The sequence below is a fragment of the Arthrobacter sp. 10L424 genome (genome assembly GCF_056395325.1).
Genome location: NZ_JBFTJH010000001.1, coordinates 483,873 through 503,263, shown reverse-complemented (window position 1 = coordinate 503,263; position 19,391 = coordinate 483,873). Strand labels below are relative to the sequence as shown.

The following is a 19,391-nucleotide window of genomic DNA, read 5'->3' as shown; positions in this document are numbered from 1 at the left end:
TGTAGCGTAAGCCCCAAAATCCACCCTGCGCGAGGAAAGTTGACCAGCTGTAATCTTCGTTACAGAGCTGCAACATTTGACGGCGGTCCGCGGGCCAGATTCCCCACAATCTATTGACGTGGAGGCGCACGCACGCTAATCTCCCCCGGACACAGGAAAGGCCCCGATCCAACAATCGGGGCCTTTCGAGTTAATCCTTAATTACTTGATGAATTCATCAAAACCGTCAGACGTTAAAGCGGAACTCCACGACGTCGCCGTCGGCCATCACGTATTCCTTGCCTTCAATGCGGACCTTGCCGCGGGACTTCGCCTCCGCCATGGACCCGGCTTCGATGAGGTCGTCGAAGGAGACGACCTCGGCCTTGATGAAACCGCGCTGGAAGTCGGAGTGGATCACGCCGGCCGCCTGCGGCGCGGTGTCGCCCTGGTGGATGGTCCAGGCCCGGGTTTCCTTGGGCCCTGCGGTGAGGTAGGTCTGCAGCCCCAGGGTGTGGAAGCCGACGCGGGCCAGCTGGTCCAGGCCTGATTCGTCCTGGCCGTTCATCTCCAGCATTTCGCGGGCCTCTTCCTCGTCGAGCTCAACGAGGTCGGACTCGAGCTTGGCGTCGAGGAAGATCGCGTCCGCCGGGGCAACCATGGCCCGCAGTTCGTCCTGCTTCTCCGGGCTGCCCAGGATTCCCTCGTCCGCGTTGAAGACGTAGATCACCGGCTTGGCGGTCAGGAGGCCGAGCTCCTTGAGGTGCTCCATCTCCAGCTTGTCGCTCTTGACCGAGGAAAAAATGGTGTCGCCGCGCTCCAGGACAGCCTGGGCGGCCTTAATAGCGGCCAGCTCGGCCGCTTCCCGCTTCTTGATCTTGACTTCTTTTTCGATCCGGGGAATGGCGTTTTCGATGGTCTGAAGGTCGGCCAGGATCAGCTCGGTGTTGATGATTTCCATGTCCGAGCGGGGATCCACCTTGCCGTCGACGTGAATGACGTCGGGGTCATCAAATACGCGGATAACCTGGACGATGGCCTGGGCCTCGCGGATGTTGGCCAGGAACTTGTTGCCGAGGCCTTCGCCCTCCGACGCGCCCTTCACGATCCCGGCGATGTCCACGAAGGACACCGGGGCGGGCAGCAGGCGCTGGGAGCCGAAAACGGCGGCCAGCTTGGCAAGCCGCGGGTCCGGCAGGTTGACGACGCCGACATTGGGCTCGATCGTGGCGAACGGGTAGTTCGCTGCGAGCACCTGGTTCCGGGTCAGTGCGTTGAAAAGAGTTGATTTGCCGACGTTGGGCAGTCCGACGATGCCAATAGTAAGAGCCACGAGTACTAATTCTACCTGCTGTGGCCGGGGACCCAACGACGGAGTGGACTCCCCTGCCCGGGCGCCCGTCCGGCCGCCTGACCTGCCGCCTGCGCGCGCTGCCGTGCGGACTGCGTCGCCGTCCGCAGGGCGTCATCCGGAAACTGTCACAGGGGCATGCCAAAGTGAAGGCATGGACGCTTTTGGATTGATTCTTGCCTTGCTTATGCTGCTCGTCGGCGCAGTCGCCGGAGCAGCGGTGGTCTACGTGCTGCTCCGGCGCCGCACGCTCGCCGTGGAGCAGGACTTCGAAGCCGTGTCGGCCCGGCTTTCGGACGTCAGCGCACAGTTCGCCGCGGCCGACGCCGAGAGGCGGCTCCTGGCTGCGCAGAACCGGGACCTCGGCGAGTCCCGCAACCAGGACGGCAGTGTCCTGCGGGCCCTGGCGCCGGTGGCGGAAAAGCTCACCGCGGTGCAGCAGCAGGTGTCACTGCTGGAACGCGACCGCCTGGAGCAGTACGGACAGCTGGCCCAGCAGCTGCAGGAGGCCCGTCTGTCCGACGAGCAGTTGCTGCGCTCGACGCACGCTCTGGAGTCCGCTCTGCGGTCCAACAGCGCCCGCGGCCAGTGGGGCGAGGTCCAGTTGCGCCGCGTGGTCGAGGCGGCCGGGATGCTGCGCCATGTCGATTTCCATGAACAAGTCCACAGCGGCCAGCAGCACGGTGCCGCGGCGGAGACCAGCGTCCGTCCCGACCTTGTGGTGCAGCTTCCCGGCGCGAAGCAGCTAGTGGTCGACGCCAAGGTGCCGCTCACGGCCTATCTGGCGGCGCAGGAGCTGGGTGCCTCCGCCGGCGGGCAGCAGCACGCGCAGACCCTGTCAGGGCAGCAGGCCCATCTCTTGGCCCATGCCAAGGCCCTGAAGGCCCACGTCGACGCGCTGAGCAGCAAGAAGTACTGGGACATTCCCGGCAACTCCCCGGAGCTTGTGGTCTGCTTCCTGCCGGCCGAGTCTATTCTTGCGGCCGCACTGTCGGCGGACCCGGCCCTGCTGGACTACGCACTGTCCAGGAACGTCGTGCTGGCCTCACCCTCAACCCTGCTGGCTGTCCTGAAGTCCGTCGCCTTCACCTGGCGTCAGGACGTGCTGACGGACAGTGCCCGGGAGCTCTTCGAACTCGCCCACCAGCTCTATGAGCGGATGGGAACGCTTGGCGAGAACGTCACGAAGCTGGGCGCGTCGCTCAAGACGTCGGTGGACCGCTACAACTCCATGGTGGGCACGCTGGAGGCCCGGGTGCTGCCGACCGCACGGAAGCTCAATGCCTTGGACGCGGCGGGCCTGACGACGCCGGCGGCCGTTGAGGTGATGCCGCGTTCCGTGGCCGCCCCGGAACTCCAGCCCGGGAACGGGCCCGCCATTGGTTCCGGTGGCGTGTCCGGTGGCCGCCGGATGGACGACGAAGGGGACGTTTCAGGCGAGGAGGACCGGGAGTCGGCCGCCTAGGAAAACGGCCGGCTACGGATGCCTAGGAGGTCTCTGAAGCGCGCGTCCCGCGGCCGCCGAGGGCACGGGTCACGTCGCCGGCCTGCTTCAGGGTGGCGCGAAGTTCCTTCGGCAACGAGAAGAGCAGATCCTCCTCCGCCGTGACCACTTCCTCGACCGAGCCGTAGCCGTAATCGGCAAGCAGGCGCAGGACGTCCTTGACCAGAACTTCCGGTACCGAAGCACCGGAGGTGACACCGACGGTGGCCACGCCCTCGAACCAGGTCTCGTCCACCTCGTTGGCGAAGTCCACGCGGTAGGAGGCCTTCGCACCGTACTCCAGCGCCACCTCCACGAGCCGGACCGAGTTCGAGGAGTTGGCCGATCCGACCACAATCACGAGCTCGGCCTGCGGGGAGATCTTCTTGATGGCCACCTGGCGGTTGGTGGTCGCGTAGCAGATGTCGTCGCTGGGCGGGTCCTGCAGGGTGGGGAACCGTTCCTTGAGGAGGCGGACGGTTTCCATTGTTTCGTCCACGCTGAGGGTGGTCTGGGACAGCCAGATGACCTTCTCCGGGTCCCGGACCGTGACCTTGTCGACCTCGTGCGGGCCGTTGATGATCTGGATGTGCTCCGGGGCCTCGCCCGCGGTTCCTTCAACTTCCTCGTGGCCGTCATGGCCGATCAGCAGGATGTCGAAGTCGTCCTTGGCAAAGCGCACAGCCTCTTTGTGCACCTTGGTCACGAGGGGGCAGGTCGCGTCGATGGTCCGCAGCCCGCGGTCCTCGGCGGATTGGACCACGGCCGGTGAGACACCGTGCGCGGAGAAGATCACCAGCGCGCCCTCGGGGACCTCGTCGGTCTCGTCAACGAAGATGGCGCCTTTTTCTTCCAGTGAGCTGACCACATGCACGTTGTGGACGATCTGTTTGCGGACGTAGACCGGCGGACCGTAGTGTTCCAGCGCCTTTTCCACCGCGATGACCGCACGGTCGACGCCGGCGCAGTAGCCGCGCGGGGCTGCGAGGAGGACCCTTTTTGTGCCGGAGACCGGGGCTGCCGCCAGGACTTCTTCCGGCGTACGCCGTCGGCGCGGAACGGTTGGCATCGGAATGGAAACAGCGGTGGAAGTCATGCCCCAATGCTACCGGTGTTGAGCGGGCCGCCGTCGTGGCCGGGACTCAGGCGCGGCGGCGCCCGCCGACGACGCGCAGGACGAGTCCGGCCGCCAGCAGGACACCGCCTGCTATGGCGGCCGCCAGCACCCACTGCCCGAAACTTGAGCTGGCGGCCACGACGAACTCGTTCTTGAAGATCTCCGCGACTTCGTTGCCGCTCCTCGTGGCCGTCACCGAGCGCCCGGCGGCGTCGGCGGCCAGCGTCCAGACGCCGGCCAGCACGAGGGTCCCGAGCCCGATCCCGGCAAGGACTGCCCAGCGCCGCCGGGCCGCCACGAAAGCCAAGGCGAAGGCGATCAGCGCGCCGGCCGCCAAGGCGTAGCCCATCGGCGCGAAGGCGGCCACCCGGTCGAGGAGCTGCCGGTGTTCGGGCTGTCCGATGGTGATCAGCAACTGATCCGGGCCCTCCAGAGGCAGGGTCGTGGCATCCGCCACCTGCTTCGCCACCAGACCCACAAGTGGCGCAAGGTCCAGGGTCAGCACTGTGACGCCGTCGGCCGCGGCAGGGCCGGCAGCTGGGTCGGCGAAGTTCAGCCGGTGGCTTTTGCGGAGTGTTTCGGTCCAAGCGTCGGGGTAGCCGGGCATGCTGGTCAGGGACCGCGCGGCGCTTTCCAGAATGGGTGTGACCAGTCCGGTGAGTGCTTCGGGGATCCGGTCCGCGCCAAGGCTGCCGACGGAGGCCGAGGCCAGCCGCTCCTGGAATGCCGGGTCCTTGCCGAGCGGTGCGGTGAACGCCACAAAGCCGTCCTCCTGGACAATGTTCCGGTCCACCCACATGGCCGGAACAGCGACAGCCGCCAGGACAAGGCCGATGAGGACCGCTACGGCCGAGACAAAAGTGCGCACAAAGAATCCTAGGAGGTTGATGGGTAGTGCCATCCTACGGGGGCGGCCTGCGGAAGGATAAAGTCGGTCCCCGATGGTAGAGCTATGGATAGAGTTGAAACAGACACGTTCGAGTTGTCTGCCGGTGCCCTTCCGGACGCGCAGTCGCTGAGGGGTGTGCCTGCTGACAGCCCCGCTCCGGCAAAGGACAACCACCATATGCACAAGGCCATCTCCGCCCCGGGGTCCCGGCATGTCTGAGGACGTCGCGGCTGCCACTACGGTTCCGGCCACTGCCGCCGAGACCAGCCCGGACAACCCGTGGCCGCTGCAGCTGCTGTCCCAAAAACTCAAGATGCACATCGACCGGGCCCCGTCCGCCTGGGTCGAAGGCCAGGTCATCGAAATGAACCGCCGCGGCACCAACGCCTACCTGACGCTGCGGGACATTGACGCCGAGATCTCCCTCCCGGCGTCCGCCTGGACCAAGGTCCTGGATCGGCAGGAAATCCCGCTGGAACGGGGGTCCCGGGTAGTGGCTCTGATCAAGGCCGAATTCTGGCTTAAGACCGGCCGGCTGAACATGTCCGTGAAGGACATCCGGCCCGTGGGCCTCGGGGACCTGCTCGCCAGGATCGAACGGCTGCGCCATGCCCTGGCCGCGGAAGGGCTGTTCTCCGATGCCCGCAAGAAGCGCCTGCCTTTGCTCCCCCACCGGATCGGCCTGATCACCGGCCGCGATTCGGACGCCAAGAAGGACGTGCTCCGCAACGCGGCCCTGCGCTGGCCCGCCGTCGAATTCGAAATCCGCGAGGTGGCCGTGCAGGGCAATACGGCGGTCGCTCAGGTGATCGCGGCCTTGCGCGAGCTGGATGCGGATCCCCATGTGGACGTGATCGTCATCGCCCGTGGCGGCGGCGCCTTGGAAGATCTGCTGCCGTTCAGCAATGAGGAACTTATCCGGGCGGTGTCCGCGGCCGCCACCCCGGTGGTGAGCGCAATCGGCCATGAGGCGGACCGGCCGATCCTGGACGATGTCGCGGACCTGCGCGCCTCCACGCCGACCGACGCCGCCAAGCGGATCGTCCCGGACGTCGTGGAAGAGCTTGCGCGCGTGCGCCAGGCCCGGGACCAGCTGCGCCGTGGCGCTGTCCGGCTGGTGGACCGGGAAACCGACCGCCTGGCCTCCTTGCGCTCCCGTCCCGTACTGGCGTCCCCCGAGGTTATGGTCAGCATCCGGCACGACGACGTCGAACGGCTCAAGGGCCGCTCCCAGGCGGCGGTCACCACCGCCGTCGTCCGGGCCGCCGACCAACTGGTCTACCTCAAGGCCCAGGTCCGTGCCCTCTCGCCGCAGAAAACCCTGGACCGGGGCTACGCCGTGGTGCAGCTCGCCGGCGCCGGGTCGGATCCCGGGGTCCGCCGGGACGTCGTGCGGCACCCCGACCAGGCGCCGTCGGGCATGCCGTTGACCGTCCGCGTGGCCGGGGGCCGGTTCACCGCGGAGTCGACCGGCGGCCAGGAACCCGCCGAAGAGTGACTCCCCAGCCGGCCCGGCCCAACGGGCCAGCCGGCCACCACACCCGAACAATCCGTCCTGCGGGACACAGCAAGGAGCAACACGCCATGGCAGCAGACACAACCCCGCACACCGACATAGAGGGTCTGAGCTACGAGGAAGCCCGTGAGCAGCTCGTCGGTGTCGTCAGCCGGCTGGAAGCCGGCGGGGCGAGCCTCGAGGAGTCCCTGGCGCTCTGGGAACGCGGCGAGGCACTGGCCAAACGCTGCGAAGAGTGGCTCGAAGGTGCCCGCAAGCGCCTCGCCGCGGCACGCGAGAAGCCCGCACAGGACGGCTAGTTATAGGGTCTCAGCGAAGGCCGAACAGCTAGGAGCGCCGCACCAGCTCGGATTCCATGTCGACGTCGAGCTCCGGGGCCGGCCACTCAAGCGCCAGTCCTTCCAGCGCGTCCAGCAGCAATTGCTGGACGGCAATCCGGGCGTACCACTTCTTGTCGGCGGGGACTATGTGCCAGGGGGCGAGCTCGGAGCTCGTCTGTTCAAAAGCGGCCTGGTACGCGTCCATGTAATCTTCCCAAAAGGCCCGTTCCTTGAGGTCGTTGCCGCTGTATTTCCACCTTTTCGCGGGATCTTCCAGCCGCGCGAGCAGCCGTTCCCGCTGCTCGTCCCGGCTGATGTGCAGCATGACCTTGACGACTTTGGTTCCGGCGGCCGCCTGCCGGGCCTCGAATTCGTTGATGGCCCGGTACCGGCGCTCCAGTTCCTCGGCGTTGGCCCAACGATGCACGCGGTGGATCAGGACGTCCTCATAGTGGGAACGGTCGAAGACCCCCACCATTCCGGCCGCGGGCACTTCTTTTTCGATCCGCCAGAGGAAATCGTAAGACTGCTCTTCGGGCGTGGGCGCCTTGAAAGACTTCAGCTGCACGCCCTGCGGATTCATCTGGCCCATCACGTGATTGACGATGCCGCCCTTGCCCGCGGTGTCCATGGCCTGCAGGACCAGCAGCACCCGTTTCTTGCCACCGGTCCGGGACTCCGCAAAGAGTTGCTCCTGCAGTTGCGTGAGCTTGCCGTCGAGTTCGGCGAGCAGCTTCTCTCCGGCAGCCTTGTCACCGGTGTAGCCCGGGGTTGAGTCCGGGTCGACGTCGCGGAGGCTGAACTTCTTGCCTGCCCTCAGGATCTCGGAGGGGTGTTCGTCGAAATCCACGACATCTGCCATCAAAGCCTCTTTCCGGTTCGGGCAGCCCGTCGACCGGATGTTCCTCCAGCAGCGCTGCTGTCCCGAATCCTAGTTCCCCTTGTACCGGCTCAGGAAGTCCCCCATGCGGTTGATTGCTTCTTCAAGGTCCTTCACCAGCGGCAGGGTGACCATGCGGAAGTGGTCCGGACGGACCCAGTTGAAGGCCCGGCCGTGGGAGACCAGGATTTTCTGCTCGCGCAGGAGGTCCAGGACGAACTTCTCGTCGTCGCGGATGTGATAGACCTCGGGGTCAAGCTTCGGGAAGAGGTACATGGCTCCCCGTGCCAGCTGGGTGCTGACCCCGGGAAGGGCGTTGAGCATGTCATAGGCCTTGTTGCGCTGCTCCAGCAGACGTCCGCCCGGCAGGATGAGGTCGTTGATGCTCTGGTACCCGCCGAGCGCCGTCTGGATGGCGTGCTGGGCAGGGACGTTGGCGCACAGGCGCATGTTCGCGAGCAGGTTGATGCCCTCGAGGTAGTCTGCGGCGTCCTTCTTCGGCCCGGAGATGGCCATCCAGCCGGCCCGGTAGCCGCAGACGCGGTAGGCCTTGGACAGGCCGCTGAAGGTCAGGCACAGGACATGGTCGCCGGTCAGGCTGGCCATGTTCACGTGGACGGCGTCCTCATAGAGGATCTTCTCGTAGATCTCGTCGGCGAAGAGGACGAGCCCGTGCTTTTCGGCCAGCGCGACGATCTTCTTGAGGGTGTCCTCGGGATAGACGGCGCCGGTGGGGTTGTTCGGGTTGATCACTACGATGCCCTTGGTGCGGGGCGTGATCTTCGCTTCCATGTCCTCCAGGTCCGGCTGCCACCCCGAGTCCTCATCGCAGAGGTAATGCACGGGCTTCCCGCCGGCGAGGGCCACGGAGGCGGTCCACAGCGGATAGTCGGGGGTGGGGATCAGGACCTCGTCGCCGTCGTTGAGCAGTGCCATCAGCGACATCGTGATGAGTTCGCTGACGCCGTTCCCGAGGTAGATGTCGTCGACGTGGATGTTCTGGATGCCGCGGGTCTGGTAGTACTGCGAGACGGCGGTGCGGGCGGAGAAAATTCCGCGGGAATCGCTGTAGCCCTGGGCATGCGGCAGGTGGCGGATCATGTCGACCAGGATCGCGTCCGGCGCTTCAAACCCGAACGGGGCGGGGTTTCCGATGTTCAGTTTGAGGATGCGGTGACCCTCTGCCTCCATCTGCTGGGCGGCCTGAAGGATCGGTCCACGGATGTCGTAAAGGACATTATGAAGCTTGGTGGACTGCTTGAAATCTGCCATTCATCAAATATGCCATATGGAGGATGTACTTCCGCTTAGATCTGACTCACAGGGCCGTGCCGCCGTCACAGGCGGCAGAACGCGCGACGGCGGCCGCCGCGTTCCCCCGGAACTGGGGAAGCGTGGCGGCCGCCGTCGTGCGTCAGAAAGCCTGGAAGTGCCCTACTTGACCAGGCCCTTGTCCTTGAGCCAGGCCGCCGCGGCGTCCTTGGGGTTCTGCTTCTGGCTGCCGCTGACGGCGCGGTTGAGGTTGATGAGGTCCTCAGTGGTCAGGACCTTGGACACGGCGTTGAGGGTTTCCTTCGCCTTGTCCGTCATCTTGGCCGTGTTGTACAGCGGCAGGACCTGCTGGGCGATGAAGTTGTTCTTCGGGTCCTCCAGGACCACCAGGTCGTTGTCCGCGATGGACGGGGTGGTGGTGTAGATGTCGGCCACCTGGACCTGGTCGGAGAGGAGGGCCTTCAGCGTCACGGCGCCGCCGCCGTCGCTGAACGGTTCCAGCTTCTTGGGCACGCAGTTGTAGTTTTTCTCGAGGCCGGGAAGGCCGTAGGCGCGCTCGGCGAAGGTCGCCGGTGCGCCGATCACGATTTGGCTGCAGACCTTGGCGAGGTCCTCGATCGACTTCAGCTGATACTTCTCCGCGGTGGCCTTCGTGACGACCATCGCGTCCTTGTCCTCGGCCTTGGCGGCCTCCAGCACGGCCAGCCCCTGGGGCAGCTTGCCCGGCAGTGCTTTGTAGATGTCCTCGGCCGACACCTCCGTGGCGTCCTTGCTGACGTGCAGCAGCAGGTTTCCGCTGTAGTCGGGGATGATGTCCACCGATCCGTCCTGGACGGCCTTGAAGTAGACCTCGCGGGAACCGATGTTCGGCTTGGTGCTCGCGGTGACGCCGGCTCCGTTGAGCGCCCCAGCGTAGACCTCGGCGATGATCTGGCTCTCCGGGAAATCGGCGGAACCGATCACCAGCGCCGCACCGGAACCGGACGTGGCTCCGCCCGTTGCGGGCGCCGTGGAGAGCGGGTTGGATGAGCCTGCACAGGCTGACAGTGCCATGGCCAGGCCGACGCCGGCGGCCAGGCCTCCGAATGCGCGCCTGCCGAGTGCTCGTTGGCGGGTTTCCTTCATGACGTACCTCCTTGAACAACAGTCCCCGCAGGTACGGGGTCTGTGAGATCAACCGCAGCCTGCTGGCTCCGGTTTGGCTGGGAAGAGGCCCCCTGGGACAGGAACAGCCTCTGGATGAGGGCAAGGACAAGGTCGACGGCGATGGCCAGGCCGGCGATGAGCAGGGACCCGCCCAGCATCTGGGGGAAATCGGAGAGCACCAGCCCGTCGAAGAGGTACCGGCCCAGGCCGCCGAGGTTGATGTACGCCACCACCGAGACAGTGGCGATGGCCTGGAGCACGCCGGTGCGGAAGCCGCCGTACATGACTGGCAGCGCGTTGGGGAACTCGGCGCGGAAGAGCACCTGGAGTTCGGTCATGCCCATGGCACGCGCGGCGTCGACGACGTTTCGGTCCACGCTGGCGATGCCGGCGTACGTGCCGGCCAGCAGCGGCGGAACTGTCAGGATCACGAGGGCCCAGATCGGCGGCATGAGCCCGATGCCGGCCAGCAGGACGAACAGCGTGAGCAGGCCGAGGGTCGGCAGGGCGCGGAGGGCGCCGGCGACGGCCACTGCGCCGACCCGCCCGCGGCCGGTATGCCCGACGTAGAGCCCGATGGGGACGGCGATGGCCGTGGCGATCACCATCACCAGACTGGTGTAAAACAGGTGCTCGGCGAGGCGTGCCGGGATTCCGGCGCTGCCGGACCAGTTCACGGGATCGGCGAGCCACGCGAAAGTCTCAGTGACGACGTTGCTCATGCGTTTCCCCCTCCGGTCTTGGGCCGCGCGAACCGCAACGCACCGGCAGCTGTTTCTGCCGTGTCCTGGCCGGCAGCTGAATCGGTGGCGGCGCCGGTGGCGGCCGCGGCGCGGGTCCACGGGGTCAGCAGCCGTTCGAGCAGGACCAGGACTGCGTCCATCAGCAGCGCGAGGATGAGGATGGCGATGATGCCCACCACGACCTCGGTGACGAAGTCACGTTGCAGGCCCGAGGTGAAGAGCATGCCGAGGTTGCCGATGCCGAGCAGGGCCGCGACGCTGACCAGCGAGATGTTGCTGACAGAGACCACCCGCAGCCCGGCGAAAAGCACCGGCAGGGACAACGGCAGGTCGATCTGCAGGAAGCGGGCGAAGGGCTTGAACCCCATGGCCACGGCGGCCTGCCGGAGATCCTCGTCCACCGAGTCAAAAGCGTCCAGGGTGGCGCGCACCAGCAGGGCGACGGCGTAGATAGTCAGTGCCACCACGACGTTGGCCGGGTCCAGGATCCGGGTTCCGAGGACGGTCGGCAGGATGATGAAAAGTGCCAGGGACGGGATGGTGTAGAGCAGCGATGACCCTGTCAGGACCACGGACCGCAGCCCCCGGTTCTGCCGGGCGAGCTGGGCCAGCGGGACGGCGATGAGCACCCCGAAGATCATCGGCAGGATGGCCAGGACCAGGTGCTGTCCCGCGAGGCTGTAGACCTGCGCGCTGTTGGCCAGGAACCACTCCATCAGAGCGCGCCCTGGCGGAGATCGCGGTCCGACCCGATCACGGTGAGGACTTCCTCGGCCGTGATGACCCCGGCCACCCGGCCGTCCGCGTCCACTGCGACGCCGAGGCCGGAGGGCGAAGACAGTGCCGCGTCGAGGGCCCGGCGGAGCGTGTCGCCCTTCCGGAAGAGGGAACCGCCGGGAACCGTCGCGGCCCCCTTGCCCGGACCGGACCAGCCGAGGGGACGCAGCGCCTCGTCGACCACCAGCTGCCATTCGCCGGAGGCGTTGCCGTCATGCCCAAGTTCTTCCGGGGTGATGGTCCGCGCCGGGTGCACGGTGACGCCGTCGGACGGGCTGAAGGCCAAGTGCCGGAAGCCGCGGTCCCGGCCCACGAAGGACGCCACGAAGTCGTTGGCGGGGGCGCGGAGGATTTCCTCCGGTGTGGCGTACTGGGCGAGTTTGCCGCCGAGTCCGAAGACCGCCACCTTGTCCCCCAGGACGGTGGCCTCGTCAATGTCGTGGGTGACGAAGACGATCGTCTTGGCCAGGTCCCGCTGGAGCCGGAGGAGTTCCTGCTGGAGTTCGTCGCGGACCACGGGGTCCACGGCACTGAAGGGCTCATCCATGAGCAGCACGGGAGGGTCAGCGGCGAGCGCGCGCGCCACTCCGACACGCTGCTGCTGGCCGCCGGAAAGCTGTGATGGGTACCGCTTGCCCAGCCCGGACGCCAGCCCGACGACGTCGAGCAGCTCCTGCGCGCGCTTGCGCGCCTCGGTCTTGGAGACGCCGTTGAGCCGGGGCACGGTGGCGATGTTGTCCAGCACGGAACGGTGCGGCATCAGCCCGGACGACTGCATGACGTAGCCCATGGAGCGGCGCAGTTTCGCCGCCGGCACCGAGGTGACGTCCTCCCCTCCGACGGTGATGGTCCCCGACGTCGGCTCGACCATGCGGTTGATCATCCGCAAGGACGTGGTCTTGCCGCAGCCCGAGGGCCCGACGAAGACCGTGATGGCACCCTTGTCGATGGACATGGTCAGCCCATCCACCGCAGCCTGCCCGCTCTGGTACTGCTTGGTGACGCTCTGGAACTCGATCATGGCTTCAGCCATTTCCGGGCATACCTAACTGTTGGAGGCAACATCGGACAGTCCAGCAAACTGATCATAGACACGCCGAATTTTGGCTGTAAAGCACGTAGAACCCAGCCTAACCAGCGAGGCGGACAAAGTCAGGGACATCGTCAAGGGCGCTGGGGCCGACGTAGCAATTCGGTGCACCGCCGAAATCGGATGGGTGCCGCGCCGAAACAAAGCAACGCGGGGTCACATTGCGCCCATTCCAGCGGCCGGAATGGGCCGCTAGGGACCCCGCGTTGCTTCTTGGCGCCCTGCCCGGTCAGCGGGCCGGCCGGCCGCCCCCGGAAGCCCCGCCCCGGCCCTTGCCGCCACGCCTTGTCCGCTGCTGTTCCGCCGCCTCGTGATTGTCCCTTTCCGCGGCGCGCTGGCTCTTGCCTCCGGCGGATATTTTCTGGTGCCACTCCCGTGCGTAGGCGCGGCGGGCGGCCGAATCGTGCCGCCGGGCCAGGGCCGCGATTTCGCGCTGGAGTTTCAGGTAGCTCGCCCAGCGGCGGTCCTCCAGGGTTCCGTCCGCGATCGCGGCCTGCACGGCGCAGCCTGGTTCGCGGCCGTGCGCACAGTCGGGGAACCGGCACTGCCCGAAGAGTTCCTCTACGTCCCCGAACATGTCGGCCATACCGCCATCGGCGTCGAACAGCCCGAAGCCGCGCACCCCCGGGGTGTCCATCAGCACGGCGCCGCCCGGCAGGGGCACCAGCTCGCGGGAGGTGGTGGTGTGCTTGCCCTTTCCGTCGCCGGCCCGCACCGCCCCGGTTTCCTGGACATCGACGCCGACGAGTGCGTTGATGAGCGTGGATTTGCCGGCCCCCGACGGGCCCAGCAGCACGAGGGTGCCGCCGGGCGGGAGATGGCCCAGCAGTTCGTCGAGGCCGTCTCCCTGTTCCGCGGACGTGGTGACCACCGCGACGCCGGCGGCCTGGAGAATCACCTTTCCGACGACGTCGTCCGCAAGGTCCGCGAGGTCCGCTTTGGTGATGATGACGAGCGGCGTGGCACCCGAGTCCCAGGCCGCGACGAGGGTGCGTTCGAGCCGGTTGTGGGTGAGGGGCCGGTCCACGGGCACCACCACGCCCACGATGTCCATGTTGGCGCCGAGAACCTGCGACTCCGACGACGATTCGAAGGCGCGTTTGCGGCTCAGCTCGGAGTGGCGCGGCAGAATCCCCGTAATGGCGGGCTCCCCCGCGGTATTGGTTCCCAGCCAGGCCCAGTCCCCGGTGGCGGGCAGTTCCCCGGTGTTGGGATAGGGCAGGTGGAGGATCGTATGGTGCGCGGCAACCAGGACCAGGTTGCGGTCCACGCGGATGACCCGGCCCGCGCCGGTGCCGCCCGGCAGAGGGTGGTCAGCGAAGCGTTCGGCGACGGCCGCGGTGTAGCCGTAGCCTGCGGGACCTTCGGGAAGGTTGTTGGTGCCGGTGTGGGTGGCGCCGGAAGCGCCGGGACGTGCAAGAAAAGTTGTCAACGAAAACCCTTTGATGGGCCCCGGTGCACGTGCCGCGCTGCTGGTGGAATCTGGCAGCTGCTGCGGCTAGTGGGTGCTGATGGCCGGGGCAGGAATAATGACGTGGCTGATGTGGGCGCGCACCGCGCACCTGACTGTTGCAGTCATCGTCTCCACCTCCCCGCTATCCGTTTCCTGTGGTTGATCCCGCTGGGGTCCTCCCTGCGGCTTCTTCAGAGTAACCGGGCCCGGCCGGCCTGGCTAGGGAATCCGTTAGGAAAGTTTGCCGTCCAGCGGCCGCTCCCGGTAGAGCCGGAGCGCGAGGTCGACGAGCGAGACCTTGTTCAGCCCGTCGACGTCCTCCAGCGGGATCCAGGCCGCGTGCGTGGTGCTGCCATCGACCTCGTGCCGCAGTTCCCCGCCGGTGATGGTGGCCTCGTAGATGAGCCGGAGGGACTGGAAATCCCGTTCGCCGCCGTCGATCCGGATTTCCGCCGGCCAATGCCCGACGTCGATCCCCACCATGGTGCCGACCACGGCGTGGTACCCGGTTTCCTCATAGATTTCCCGGCGGCACCCATCAACCGGGTGCTCGCCCAGATCCAGCCCGCCGCCCGGCAGGGTCCAGCCTTCCTTGCCGCCCTGCTTCCAGTACGCCAGCAGGATCGCGCCGTCGCGAATGATGACCGCGTAGGCAGCGGGGCGGGTGTCAAAGTTCAGGCTCATCCCTCAAGGGTAGTGGCCTGCCGGTGGCGTAGCGCTGAGGCCGGGTCAGCCCTGCTCGGCCACGAGCTGGAGCACACCAAATACGGGATCCTGCTCAAGGATCCGCACGTCGGTGATCCCCGCGGCGGCCAGGGCGGAGCGGAACGATTCCTGCAGCCGCGGGACGTTCATGCCCAGTCCGCTGCCCAGGATCACCGGGCCGTCGATCCCGAGTTGCCGGACCGTCTGCTCCGCGAGCCCGGCCAGGTCGCGGCCGGCCTGGTCCACGAGTTCCTGGCTCGCGGTGTGGCCGCCGGCCGCAGCGTCGACCACGAGCCGGGCCTTGTCGGCCCAGTACCGGCGTCCGGTGTCCGGTGAATGGAAGAGCGCGATCAGCTTGTTGGGGTCATCAACTCCGCAGGAGGCCAGCAGGGCCGTGGTGAGTTCGTCCGGTTCCAGCCCCTGGTTCATCCGGCGCAGGCTGTGCCGGACGGCTTCCCGGCCCAGCCAGTACCCGCTGCCCTCGTCGCCCAGGAGATAGCCCCAGCCGCCGGCACGGGCTTCCTCTCCGAGTTCGTTCCGGCCCCAGGCAGCCGATCCGGTGCCGCCGATGACGGCGACGCCGGTGCTGGCGCCTCCTGCAGCCAGCAGGAGCCGCGAATCGTGGACCACGGTGATCCGGGCGCCCGGCACGTGGGGCGCGATCAGCGCGGCGAGTGCCTCGGCATCGGCGTCGGTGTCGATGCCGCCGGCTCCCGCATAGACCTGGGCCACGGTTCCGCCGCCGATCCTGGCGAAGAGCTCCGCGAGGTGCAGTGCCGCCTCCGCACGGGTGACGTTTTGGACGTTGGAGCTGCCTACCGATTCATCCGCCACCACGGCGCCGTCCTCGAAACGGACGCCCCGGGTCTTGGTCCCGCCGATATCGAGGCCGATCACGGCGCCGGCCGCGGGAGCAGTGGAGGGAACGGTGTCCGCCGCCGGCGGGATGTCAGAATGGGTCACCGGAACAGCCTACTGAATCACGCACAGGAGTGAGCATGTCGCACGACATCTTCGGCACCCGCATCATTGCCGCCCCAATGGCCGGCGGGACCTCCACCTCGGCGTTCGTGAAGGCCGTGCATGACGCCGGCGGGCTGGGGTTCCTGGCCGCGGGCTACAAGAGCGTGGCAGCCATGGAGGCGGAGATCCGCAGTGCCCGTGCCGCGGGGGCACGGTTCGGCATGAACGTCTTCGTTCCCGATCCCGCGCAGCTGCCCCCGTCAGCGGCCGTGCGGGCGCAGCTTGAGGAATACCGCGCCAGGCTGCGGCCGGATGCGTTGCGGTACGGCGTGGACGTCCCGCCCTTGCGGCTCGACGACGACGACCACTGGCACGGCAAGATGGACGCCCTGCTGGCTGCTCCGGTGGAACTGGTCAGTTTTGCCTTCGGGCTGCCCGGGACCGACGTTGTCCGGGCGCTGCAGCGGGCCGGCTCCCTGGTGCTCGCCACTGTGACCACTGTTGCCGAGGCGCTTGAGGCGGCCGGACAGGGCGTTGACGCGCTGGTGGTGCAGCACGCCGGCGCCGGCGGGCATAGCGCGGCCTTCCAGCCGGTCGCCAGCGGGCGCCATGACAGCCAATCAGGCACGACGGCGGAGCTGGTCACCCTGGTGCGGTCCGCCGTCGGACTCCCGCTGGTGGCCGCCGGCCGCGTGATGGACCGGGCAGGGCTGGAGGCGGTGCTGGCCGCGGGGGCGCAGGCGGCCCAGCTGGGCACCGCGTTCCTTCGAACGGACGAGAGCGGCGCCCGGCAGTTGCACAAGGATGCCCTTGCCAGCCCGCGTTTCACGGAGACCCGGCTGACAAGGGCTTTCACCGGGCGGCAGGCCCGTGCGCTGGCCAACGAGTTTGTCCGGGACCACCCCGACGCCCCCGAGTCCTACCCCGCCGTGCACCACCTCACCGCTCCCCTGCGCGCGGCGGCGGCCGCGGCCGGAGACGCGGAACGGCTGAACCTTTGGGCCGGGACGGGCTGGCAGCAGGCCCGGGCCGGTTCCGTGGCGGAGGTCATGGCGGGTCTCCTGGGCTGACGGCACGCCGCACCCAACGCCGCCCGTCGGGGTTGCCGTCGTTCACCGACGCGGCCGCCGTCGGGGTCGGAGGGCCGGACGGCCGGACTGGTCGCCAAGTCGGAGGGCCGCCGGGTATCCGAGATCGCCGGATACGTGCGGGGTCGCCGAAAGCTTCCGGCGAACTCGCACCCTTCCGGCGAACTCGCGCTAGGGGCCAGCCCCGAAGCCCGAGCCGGGGGCTTGTTCAGGCGCCGGAGCGTCCGCGGACGAAGCCGGTGAGCAGTGCCGGGCCCTCGCTGAGCACCAGTTCGCGGAACAGCCTCACCGGGTCCGGCTCGGCGTCCGCTCCCCCGCGCCGTTCCCGCCAGGCCAGGCCGATCTCGCGGAAGGCCAGTCCGGAATCCAGGGCGAGCTCCACCCAGCCCAGGTCGCCGGCCTGCGCCGCTGGGGTGCGGCCGGGGGCCAGCTCTCCCGGCGGGAGGATGCTCACGCCGAGTCCTGCCGAGACGAGTCCCCGGGCCGTGTGGGAGTCCTGGCTCTCGAAGGCGATGCGTGGCCGGAAGCCCGCCTCCCGGAACAGGGCGTCGGTCAGCGAGCGCATGCCGTAACCGGGGCCCATCGCCACGAACGGGTCCTGCCGGATCTCCTCGAGGCGGGCGCGGCGGCGTCTGGCGAGGGGATGCCGGTGGTGGACCACCAGCCGCAGCGGTTCCCGGTACAAGGCTGCCGAGGAAATCAGTCGGCTCGGCGCGGCGATCGGAGCCGTCAGGGCCAGGTCCGCATCCCCGGCTGCGAGCTCGGCCAGGCAGCCATCCCTTGCGCCTTGGCTGAGTTCGAAGGCCGGCTGCGGATGGCGGCTCCGGAAGGCACTGATCAGCAGCGGCAGCATGGCCTCGCCAAAAGTGTGCTGGAAGGACACCGCGATCCGGCCCCGCACCACTTCCGATTCGTGCCGGACCAGGTCCAGCCCGGCCTGGAACTCGCCCAGCGCAGCCTCAATGTGCGGCAGAAGCGCCTTGGCGGCGGGAGTCAGCCGCACACCGCGGCCGTCGCGGATCAGCAGTTCCGTCCCGATGATGCTGCTGGCCCGCGCGATGCTCCGGCTGACCGTCGACTGGGGCAGCCCCAGCACGTCGGCGGTCGCAGTGACGTGCTGGGTGCGCCCGAGCTCAGCCAGCAACGGCAGCAGCGGCAGCAGCTGGACCAGGTGTTTGTGCTCCACGTCCATGGTCCGCGCTCCAATCAGTTCCGTATTTGCTATGAATTCTATGTGAATCATGCATTGGAAGCATGTTCGGCGGAAGCCTAGTCTGGGGACATGCCACGACTCCTGCCGTTCCCCCGCCCCGCTTCCACCGGCCCCGTCCGGGAGGGCACCGCAACAGACGGCGTACCGGCAGCGGCAGGAGTCGCAGACGCCGCCGGGGTTCCCGCCTGGCCGGGGCATGCCAAGGGGTCCGCTGCCTACCGGAAGATCCTCGCGGGACTGGCGTTCGCCGGCGTCGCCACGTTCGCCCAGCTCTATTCCACCCAGGCCGTCCTGCCCATGATGGCGGCGGACTTGCAGGTCACGGCCGCAGAGGCGGCGCTGACCATCTCGCTGGCCACCGTGGGCCTGGCGGTCACAGTGCTGCCCTGGTCCTTCCTGGCCGACCGGATCGGCAGGGTCCGGGCCATGATGTGGGGCATCTCGGCCGCCACGGTCCTGGGCCTGCTGGTTCCGCTGGCCACCAGTTTCCCGATGCTGCTGGGCCTCCGGATGCTCGAAGGCATGGCACTGGGCGGCATCCCCGCGATCGCCATCGCCTACCTCAACGAGGAGGTCGACAGGGCCCACGCCGCACTGGCCGCCGGAACCTACGTCGCCGGCACCACCCTGGGCGGACTCGCCGGGCGGCTGCTGGCCGGCGTGGCCGGGGAACTGTGGGGATGGCGGGCCGCAGCCCTGGCCGTCTCGGTCCTCGCCGCCGCCGCGGCGGCCCTGTTCCTGGTCTTGGTGCCACAGGCGCGCGGCTTCACCGCAGCGGCGGCCGGCGGCTTCCGCGGAGCCCTCCGGACACTGACGGGCCACGGCAGGAATCCGCGGCTGCTGGCCCTCTACGTCCAGGCGTTCCTGCTGATGGGCGGCTTCGTGGCCGTCTACAACTACCTTGGTTTCCGGCTCTCCGGGGAACCCTTCAGCCTGCCGGCCACCATCATCAGCCTCATCTTCCTGGCCTACCTCTCCGGGACGGTCTCCTCCCGCTGGGCCGGCGGTCTGGCGGCGCGGTTCGGCCGGCGCACGGTGCTGATCGCGGGCACGGTGCTGATGGTGGCGGGCCTGGCCCTGACGCTCACCCAGGTTCTGGCACTCATCATGGCGGGCCTGCTCCTGTTTACCGGCGGCTTCTTCGCGGCGCACAGCATCGGCGCAGGCTGGACCGGCGTGATCGCCTCGACCGGCCGGGCCCAGGCGGCGTCGCTCTACAACCTCGCCTACTACCTCGGATCCAGCGTCATCGGCTGGGCCGGCGGGCTGGTGTTCCAGTCGCTCGGCTGGACGGCGCTGGCCCTGACCGTCATCGGGCTGGCCTGCACGACGGCGGTGATCACCGCCGTCGTGCATCCCGCCCGGCCGGCGCCGGCGGCCGCGGCGCCGCCGGCACCGTAACCGGC

Annotated in this window: 18 protein-coding genes; 5 read left to right on the top strand and 13 right to left on the bottom strand. The window is 68.0% G+C overall.

Annotated features, from left to right (window positions below):
• Nucleotides 1–226 precede the first annotated feature (226 nt).
• Nucleotides 227–1,312: a redox-regulated ATPase YchF gene (ychF, locus tag AC1DC5_RS02390; RefSeq protein ID WP_476864046.1), complete on the bottom strand. Its 1,086-nt coding sequence runs from the start codon at nucleotides 1,310–1,312 to the stop codon at nucleotides 227–229.
• Between the two features lie 172 nt (nucleotides 1,313–1,484).
• On the opposite strand from ychF, the gene AC1DC5_RS02385 reads away from it, so the two are divergent.
• On the top strand, nucleotides 1,485–2,795 hold the full coding sequence (locus AC1DC5_RS02385) for a DNA recombination protein RmuC (RefSeq protein ID WP_476864045.1): 1,311 nt from the start codon (nucleotides 1,485–1,487) through the stop codon (nucleotides 2,793–2,795).
• A 22-nt stretch (nucleotides 2,796–2,817) separates the two neighbouring features.
• On the opposite strand, the gene AC1DC5_RS02380 is transcribed toward AC1DC5_RS02385, so the two are convergent.
• Both AC1DC5_RS02380 and AC1DC5_RS02375 read right to left on the bottom strand, forming a co-directional pair.
• The gene (locus AC1DC5_RS02380; RefSeq protein ID WP_476864044.1) at nucleotides 2,818–3,909 is read right to left on the bottom strand and encodes a 4-hydroxy-3-methylbut-2-enyl diphosphate reductase; all 1,092 of its coding nucleotides are present in this window, start codon (nucleotides 3,907–3,909) and stop codon (nucleotides 2,818–2,820) included.
• A 46-nt stretch (nucleotides 3,910–3,955) separates the two neighbouring features.
• On the bottom strand, nucleotides 3,956–4,798 hold the full coding sequence (locus AC1DC5_RS02375) for a hypothetical protein (protein ID WP_476864043.1): 843 nt from the start codon (nucleotides 4,796–4,798) through the stop codon (nucleotides 3,956–3,958).
• 232 nt (nucleotides 4,799–5,030) lie between these two features.
• On the opposite strand from AC1DC5_RS02375, the gene xseA reads away from it, so the two are divergent.
• Both xseA and AC1DC5_RS02365 read left to right on the top strand, forming a co-directional pair.
• A complete protein-coding gene (gene xseA / locus AC1DC5_RS02370; RefSeq protein WP_476864042.1) occupies nucleotides 5,031–6,317 on the top strand; it encodes an exodeoxyribonuclease VII large subunit in 1,287 nt (428 codons plus the stop codon).
• 86 nt (nucleotides 6,318–6,403) lie between these two features.
• Nucleotides 6,404–6,634 carry an exodeoxyribonuclease VII small subunit gene (locus AC1DC5_RS02365; RefSeq protein WP_476864041.1) on the top strand — a complete coding sequence of 77 codons (231 nt, stop codon included), beginning with the start codon at nucleotides 6,404–6,406 and terminating at the stop codon, nucleotides 6,632–6,634.
• 28 nt (nucleotides 6,635–6,662) lie between these two features.
• On the opposite strand, the gene AC1DC5_RS02360 is transcribed toward AC1DC5_RS02365, so the two are convergent.
• From AC1DC5_RS02360 to AC1DC5_RS02320, 9 genes are all read right to left on the bottom strand, one after another.
• The gene (locus AC1DC5_RS02360; protein ID WP_476864040.1) at nucleotides 6,663–7,517 is read right to left on the bottom strand and encodes a PPK2 family polyphosphate kinase; all 855 of its coding nucleotides are present in this window, start codon (nucleotides 7,515–7,517) and stop codon (nucleotides 6,663–6,665) included.
• 69 nt (nucleotides 7,518–7,586) lie between these two features.
• Nucleotides 7,587–8,807 (bottom strand): pyridoxal phosphate-dependent aminotransferase, encoded by a 1,221-nt coding sequence (locus tag AC1DC5_RS02355; RefSeq protein ID WP_476864039.1) that lies wholly within the window; start codon nucleotides 8,805–8,807, stop codon nucleotides 7,587–7,589.
• A gap of 162 nt (nucleotides 8,808–8,969) precedes the next feature.
• On the bottom strand, nucleotides 8,970–9,932 hold the full coding sequence (locus tag AC1DC5_RS02350; RefSeq protein WP_476864038.1) for a glycine betaine ABC transporter substrate-binding protein: 963 nt from the start codon (nucleotides 9,930–9,932) through the stop codon (nucleotides 8,970–8,972).
• Nucleotides 9,929–10,675: an ABC transporter permease gene (locus AC1DC5_RS02345; protein WP_441404442.1), complete on the bottom strand. Its 747-nt coding sequence runs from the start codon at nucleotides 10,673–10,675 to the stop codon at nucleotides 9,929–9,931. The genes AC1DC5_RS02350 and AC1DC5_RS02345 overlap by 4 nt, the downstream gene beginning before the upstream one ends.
• Entirely contained in the window at nucleotides 10,672–11,412 is a 741-nt protein-coding gene (locus AC1DC5_RS02340; protein ID WP_441404441.1) for an ABC transporter permease, read from the bottom strand. Before AC1DC5_RS02340 ends, AC1DC5_RS02345 begins: the two co-directional genes overlap by 4 nt.
• On the bottom strand, nucleotides 11,412–12,506 hold the full coding sequence (locus AC1DC5_RS02335) for an ABC transporter ATP-binding protein (RefSeq protein ID WP_476864037.1): 1,095 nt from the start codon (nucleotides 12,504–12,506) through the stop codon (nucleotides 11,412–11,414). The genes AC1DC5_RS02340 and AC1DC5_RS02335 overlap by 1 nt, the downstream gene beginning before the upstream one ends.
• A 286-nt stretch (nucleotides 12,507–12,792) precedes the next feature.
• Entirely contained in the window at nucleotides 12,793–13,995 is a 1,203-nt protein-coding gene (gene rsgA / locus AC1DC5_RS02330; protein ID WP_476864036.1) for a ribosome small subunit-dependent GTPase A, read from the bottom strand.
• 252 nt (nucleotides 13,996–14,247) lie between these two features.
• Complete coding sequence (locus AC1DC5_RS02325) at nucleotides 14,248–14,700, bottom strand: NUDIX hydrolase (protein ID WP_441404438.1); 453 nt, start codon at nucleotides 14,698–14,700, stop codon at nucleotides 14,248–14,250.
• 45 nt (nucleotides 14,701–14,745) lie between these two features.
• A complete protein-coding gene (locus tag AC1DC5_RS02320; protein ID WP_476864035.1) occupies nucleotides 14,746–15,684 on the bottom strand; it encodes an N-acetylglucosamine kinase in 939 nt (312 codons plus the stop codon).
• A gap of 35 nt (nucleotides 15,685–15,719) precedes the next feature.
• On the opposite strand from AC1DC5_RS02320, the gene AC1DC5_RS02315 reads away from it, so the two are divergent.
• Nucleotides 15,720–16,754 (top strand): nitronate monooxygenase, encoded by a 1,035-nt coding sequence (locus AC1DC5_RS02315; RefSeq protein WP_476864034.1) that lies wholly within the window; start codon nucleotides 15,720–15,722, stop codon nucleotides 16,752–16,754.
• 226 nt (nucleotides 16,755–16,980) lie between these two features.
• Here AC1DC5_RS02315 and AC1DC5_RS02310 read toward each other — a convergent pair whose 3' ends face one another.
• Nucleotides 16,981–17,964: a LysR family transcriptional regulator gene (locus tag AC1DC5_RS02310; protein WP_476864159.1), complete on the bottom strand. Its 984-nt coding sequence runs from the start codon at nucleotides 17,962–17,964 to the stop codon at nucleotides 16,981–16,983.
• Nucleotides 17,965–18,054: 90 nt separating this feature from the next.
• Here AC1DC5_RS02310 and AC1DC5_RS02305 point away from each other — a divergent pair, with 90 nt between their 5' ends.
• Nucleotides 18,055–19,386: an MFS transporter gene (locus AC1DC5_RS02305; protein WP_476864033.1), complete on the top strand. Its 1,332-nt coding sequence runs from the start codon at nucleotides 18,055–18,057 to the stop codon at nucleotides 19,384–19,386.
• Nucleotides 19,387–19,391 lie beyond the last annotated feature (5 nt).

What these genes read in the sequence shown, in the direction of transcription:
- AC1DC5_RS02385 (WP_476864045.1), top strand. Translation starts at nt 1,485, where the DNA reads ATGGACGCTTTTGGATTGATTCTTGCCTTGCTTATGCTGCTCGTCGGC.
- AC1DC5_RS02380 (WP_476864044.1), bottom strand. Translation starts at nt 3,909, where the DNA reads ATGACTTCCACCGCTGTTTCCATTCCGATGCCAACCGTTCCGCGCCGA.
- xseA (WP_476864042.1), top strand. Translation starts at nt 5,031, where the DNA reads ATGTCTGAGGACGTCGCGGCTGCCACTACGGTTCCGGCCACTGCCGCC.
- AC1DC5_RS02365 (WP_476864041.1), top strand. Translation starts at nt 6,404, where the DNA reads ATGGCAGCAGACACAACCCCGCACACCGACATAGAGGGTCTGAGCTAC.
- AC1DC5_RS02360 (WP_476864040.1), bottom strand. Translation starts at nt 7,517, where the DNA reads ATGGCAGATGTCGTGGATTTCGACGAACACCCCTCCGAGATCCTGAGG.
- AC1DC5_RS02355 (WP_476864039.1), bottom strand. Translation starts at nt 8,807, where the DNA reads ATGGCAGATTTCAAGCAGTCCACCAAGCTTCATAATGTCCTTTACGAC.
- AC1DC5_RS02350 (WP_476864038.1), bottom strand. Translation starts at nt 9,932, where the DNA reads ATGAAGGAAACCCGCCAACGAGCACTCGGCAGGCGCGCATTCGGAGGC.
- AC1DC5_RS02345 (WP_441404442.1), bottom strand. Translation starts at nt 10,675, where the DNA reads ATGAGCAACGTCGTCACTGAGACTTTCGCGTGGCTCGCCGATCCCGTG.
- AC1DC5_RS02340 (WP_441404441.1), bottom strand. Translation starts at nt 11,412, where the DNA reads ATGGAGTGGTTCCTGGCCAACAGCGCGCAGGTCTACAGCCTCGCGGGA.
- AC1DC5_RS02335 (WP_476864037.1), bottom strand. Translation starts at nt 12,506, where the DNA reads ATGGCTGAAGCCATGATCGAGTTCCAGAGCGTCACCAAGCAGTACCAG.
- AC1DC5_RS02325 (WP_441404438.1), bottom strand. Translation starts at nt 14,700, where the DNA reads ATGAGCCTGAACTTTGACACCCGCCCCGCTGCCTACGCGGTCATCATT.
- AC1DC5_RS02315 (WP_476864034.1), top strand. Translation starts at nt 15,720, where the DNA reads ATGTCGCACGACATCTTCGGCACCCGCATCATTGCCGCCCCAATGGCC.
- AC1DC5_RS02310 (WP_476864159.1), bottom strand. Translation starts at nt 17,964, where the DNA reads ATGGACGTGGAGCACAAACACCTGGTCCAGCTGCTGCCGCTGCTGCCG.
- AC1DC5_RS02305 (WP_476864033.1), top strand. Translation starts at nt 18,055, where the DNA reads ATGCCACGACTCCTGCCGTTCCCCCGCCCCGCTTCCACCGGCCCCGTC.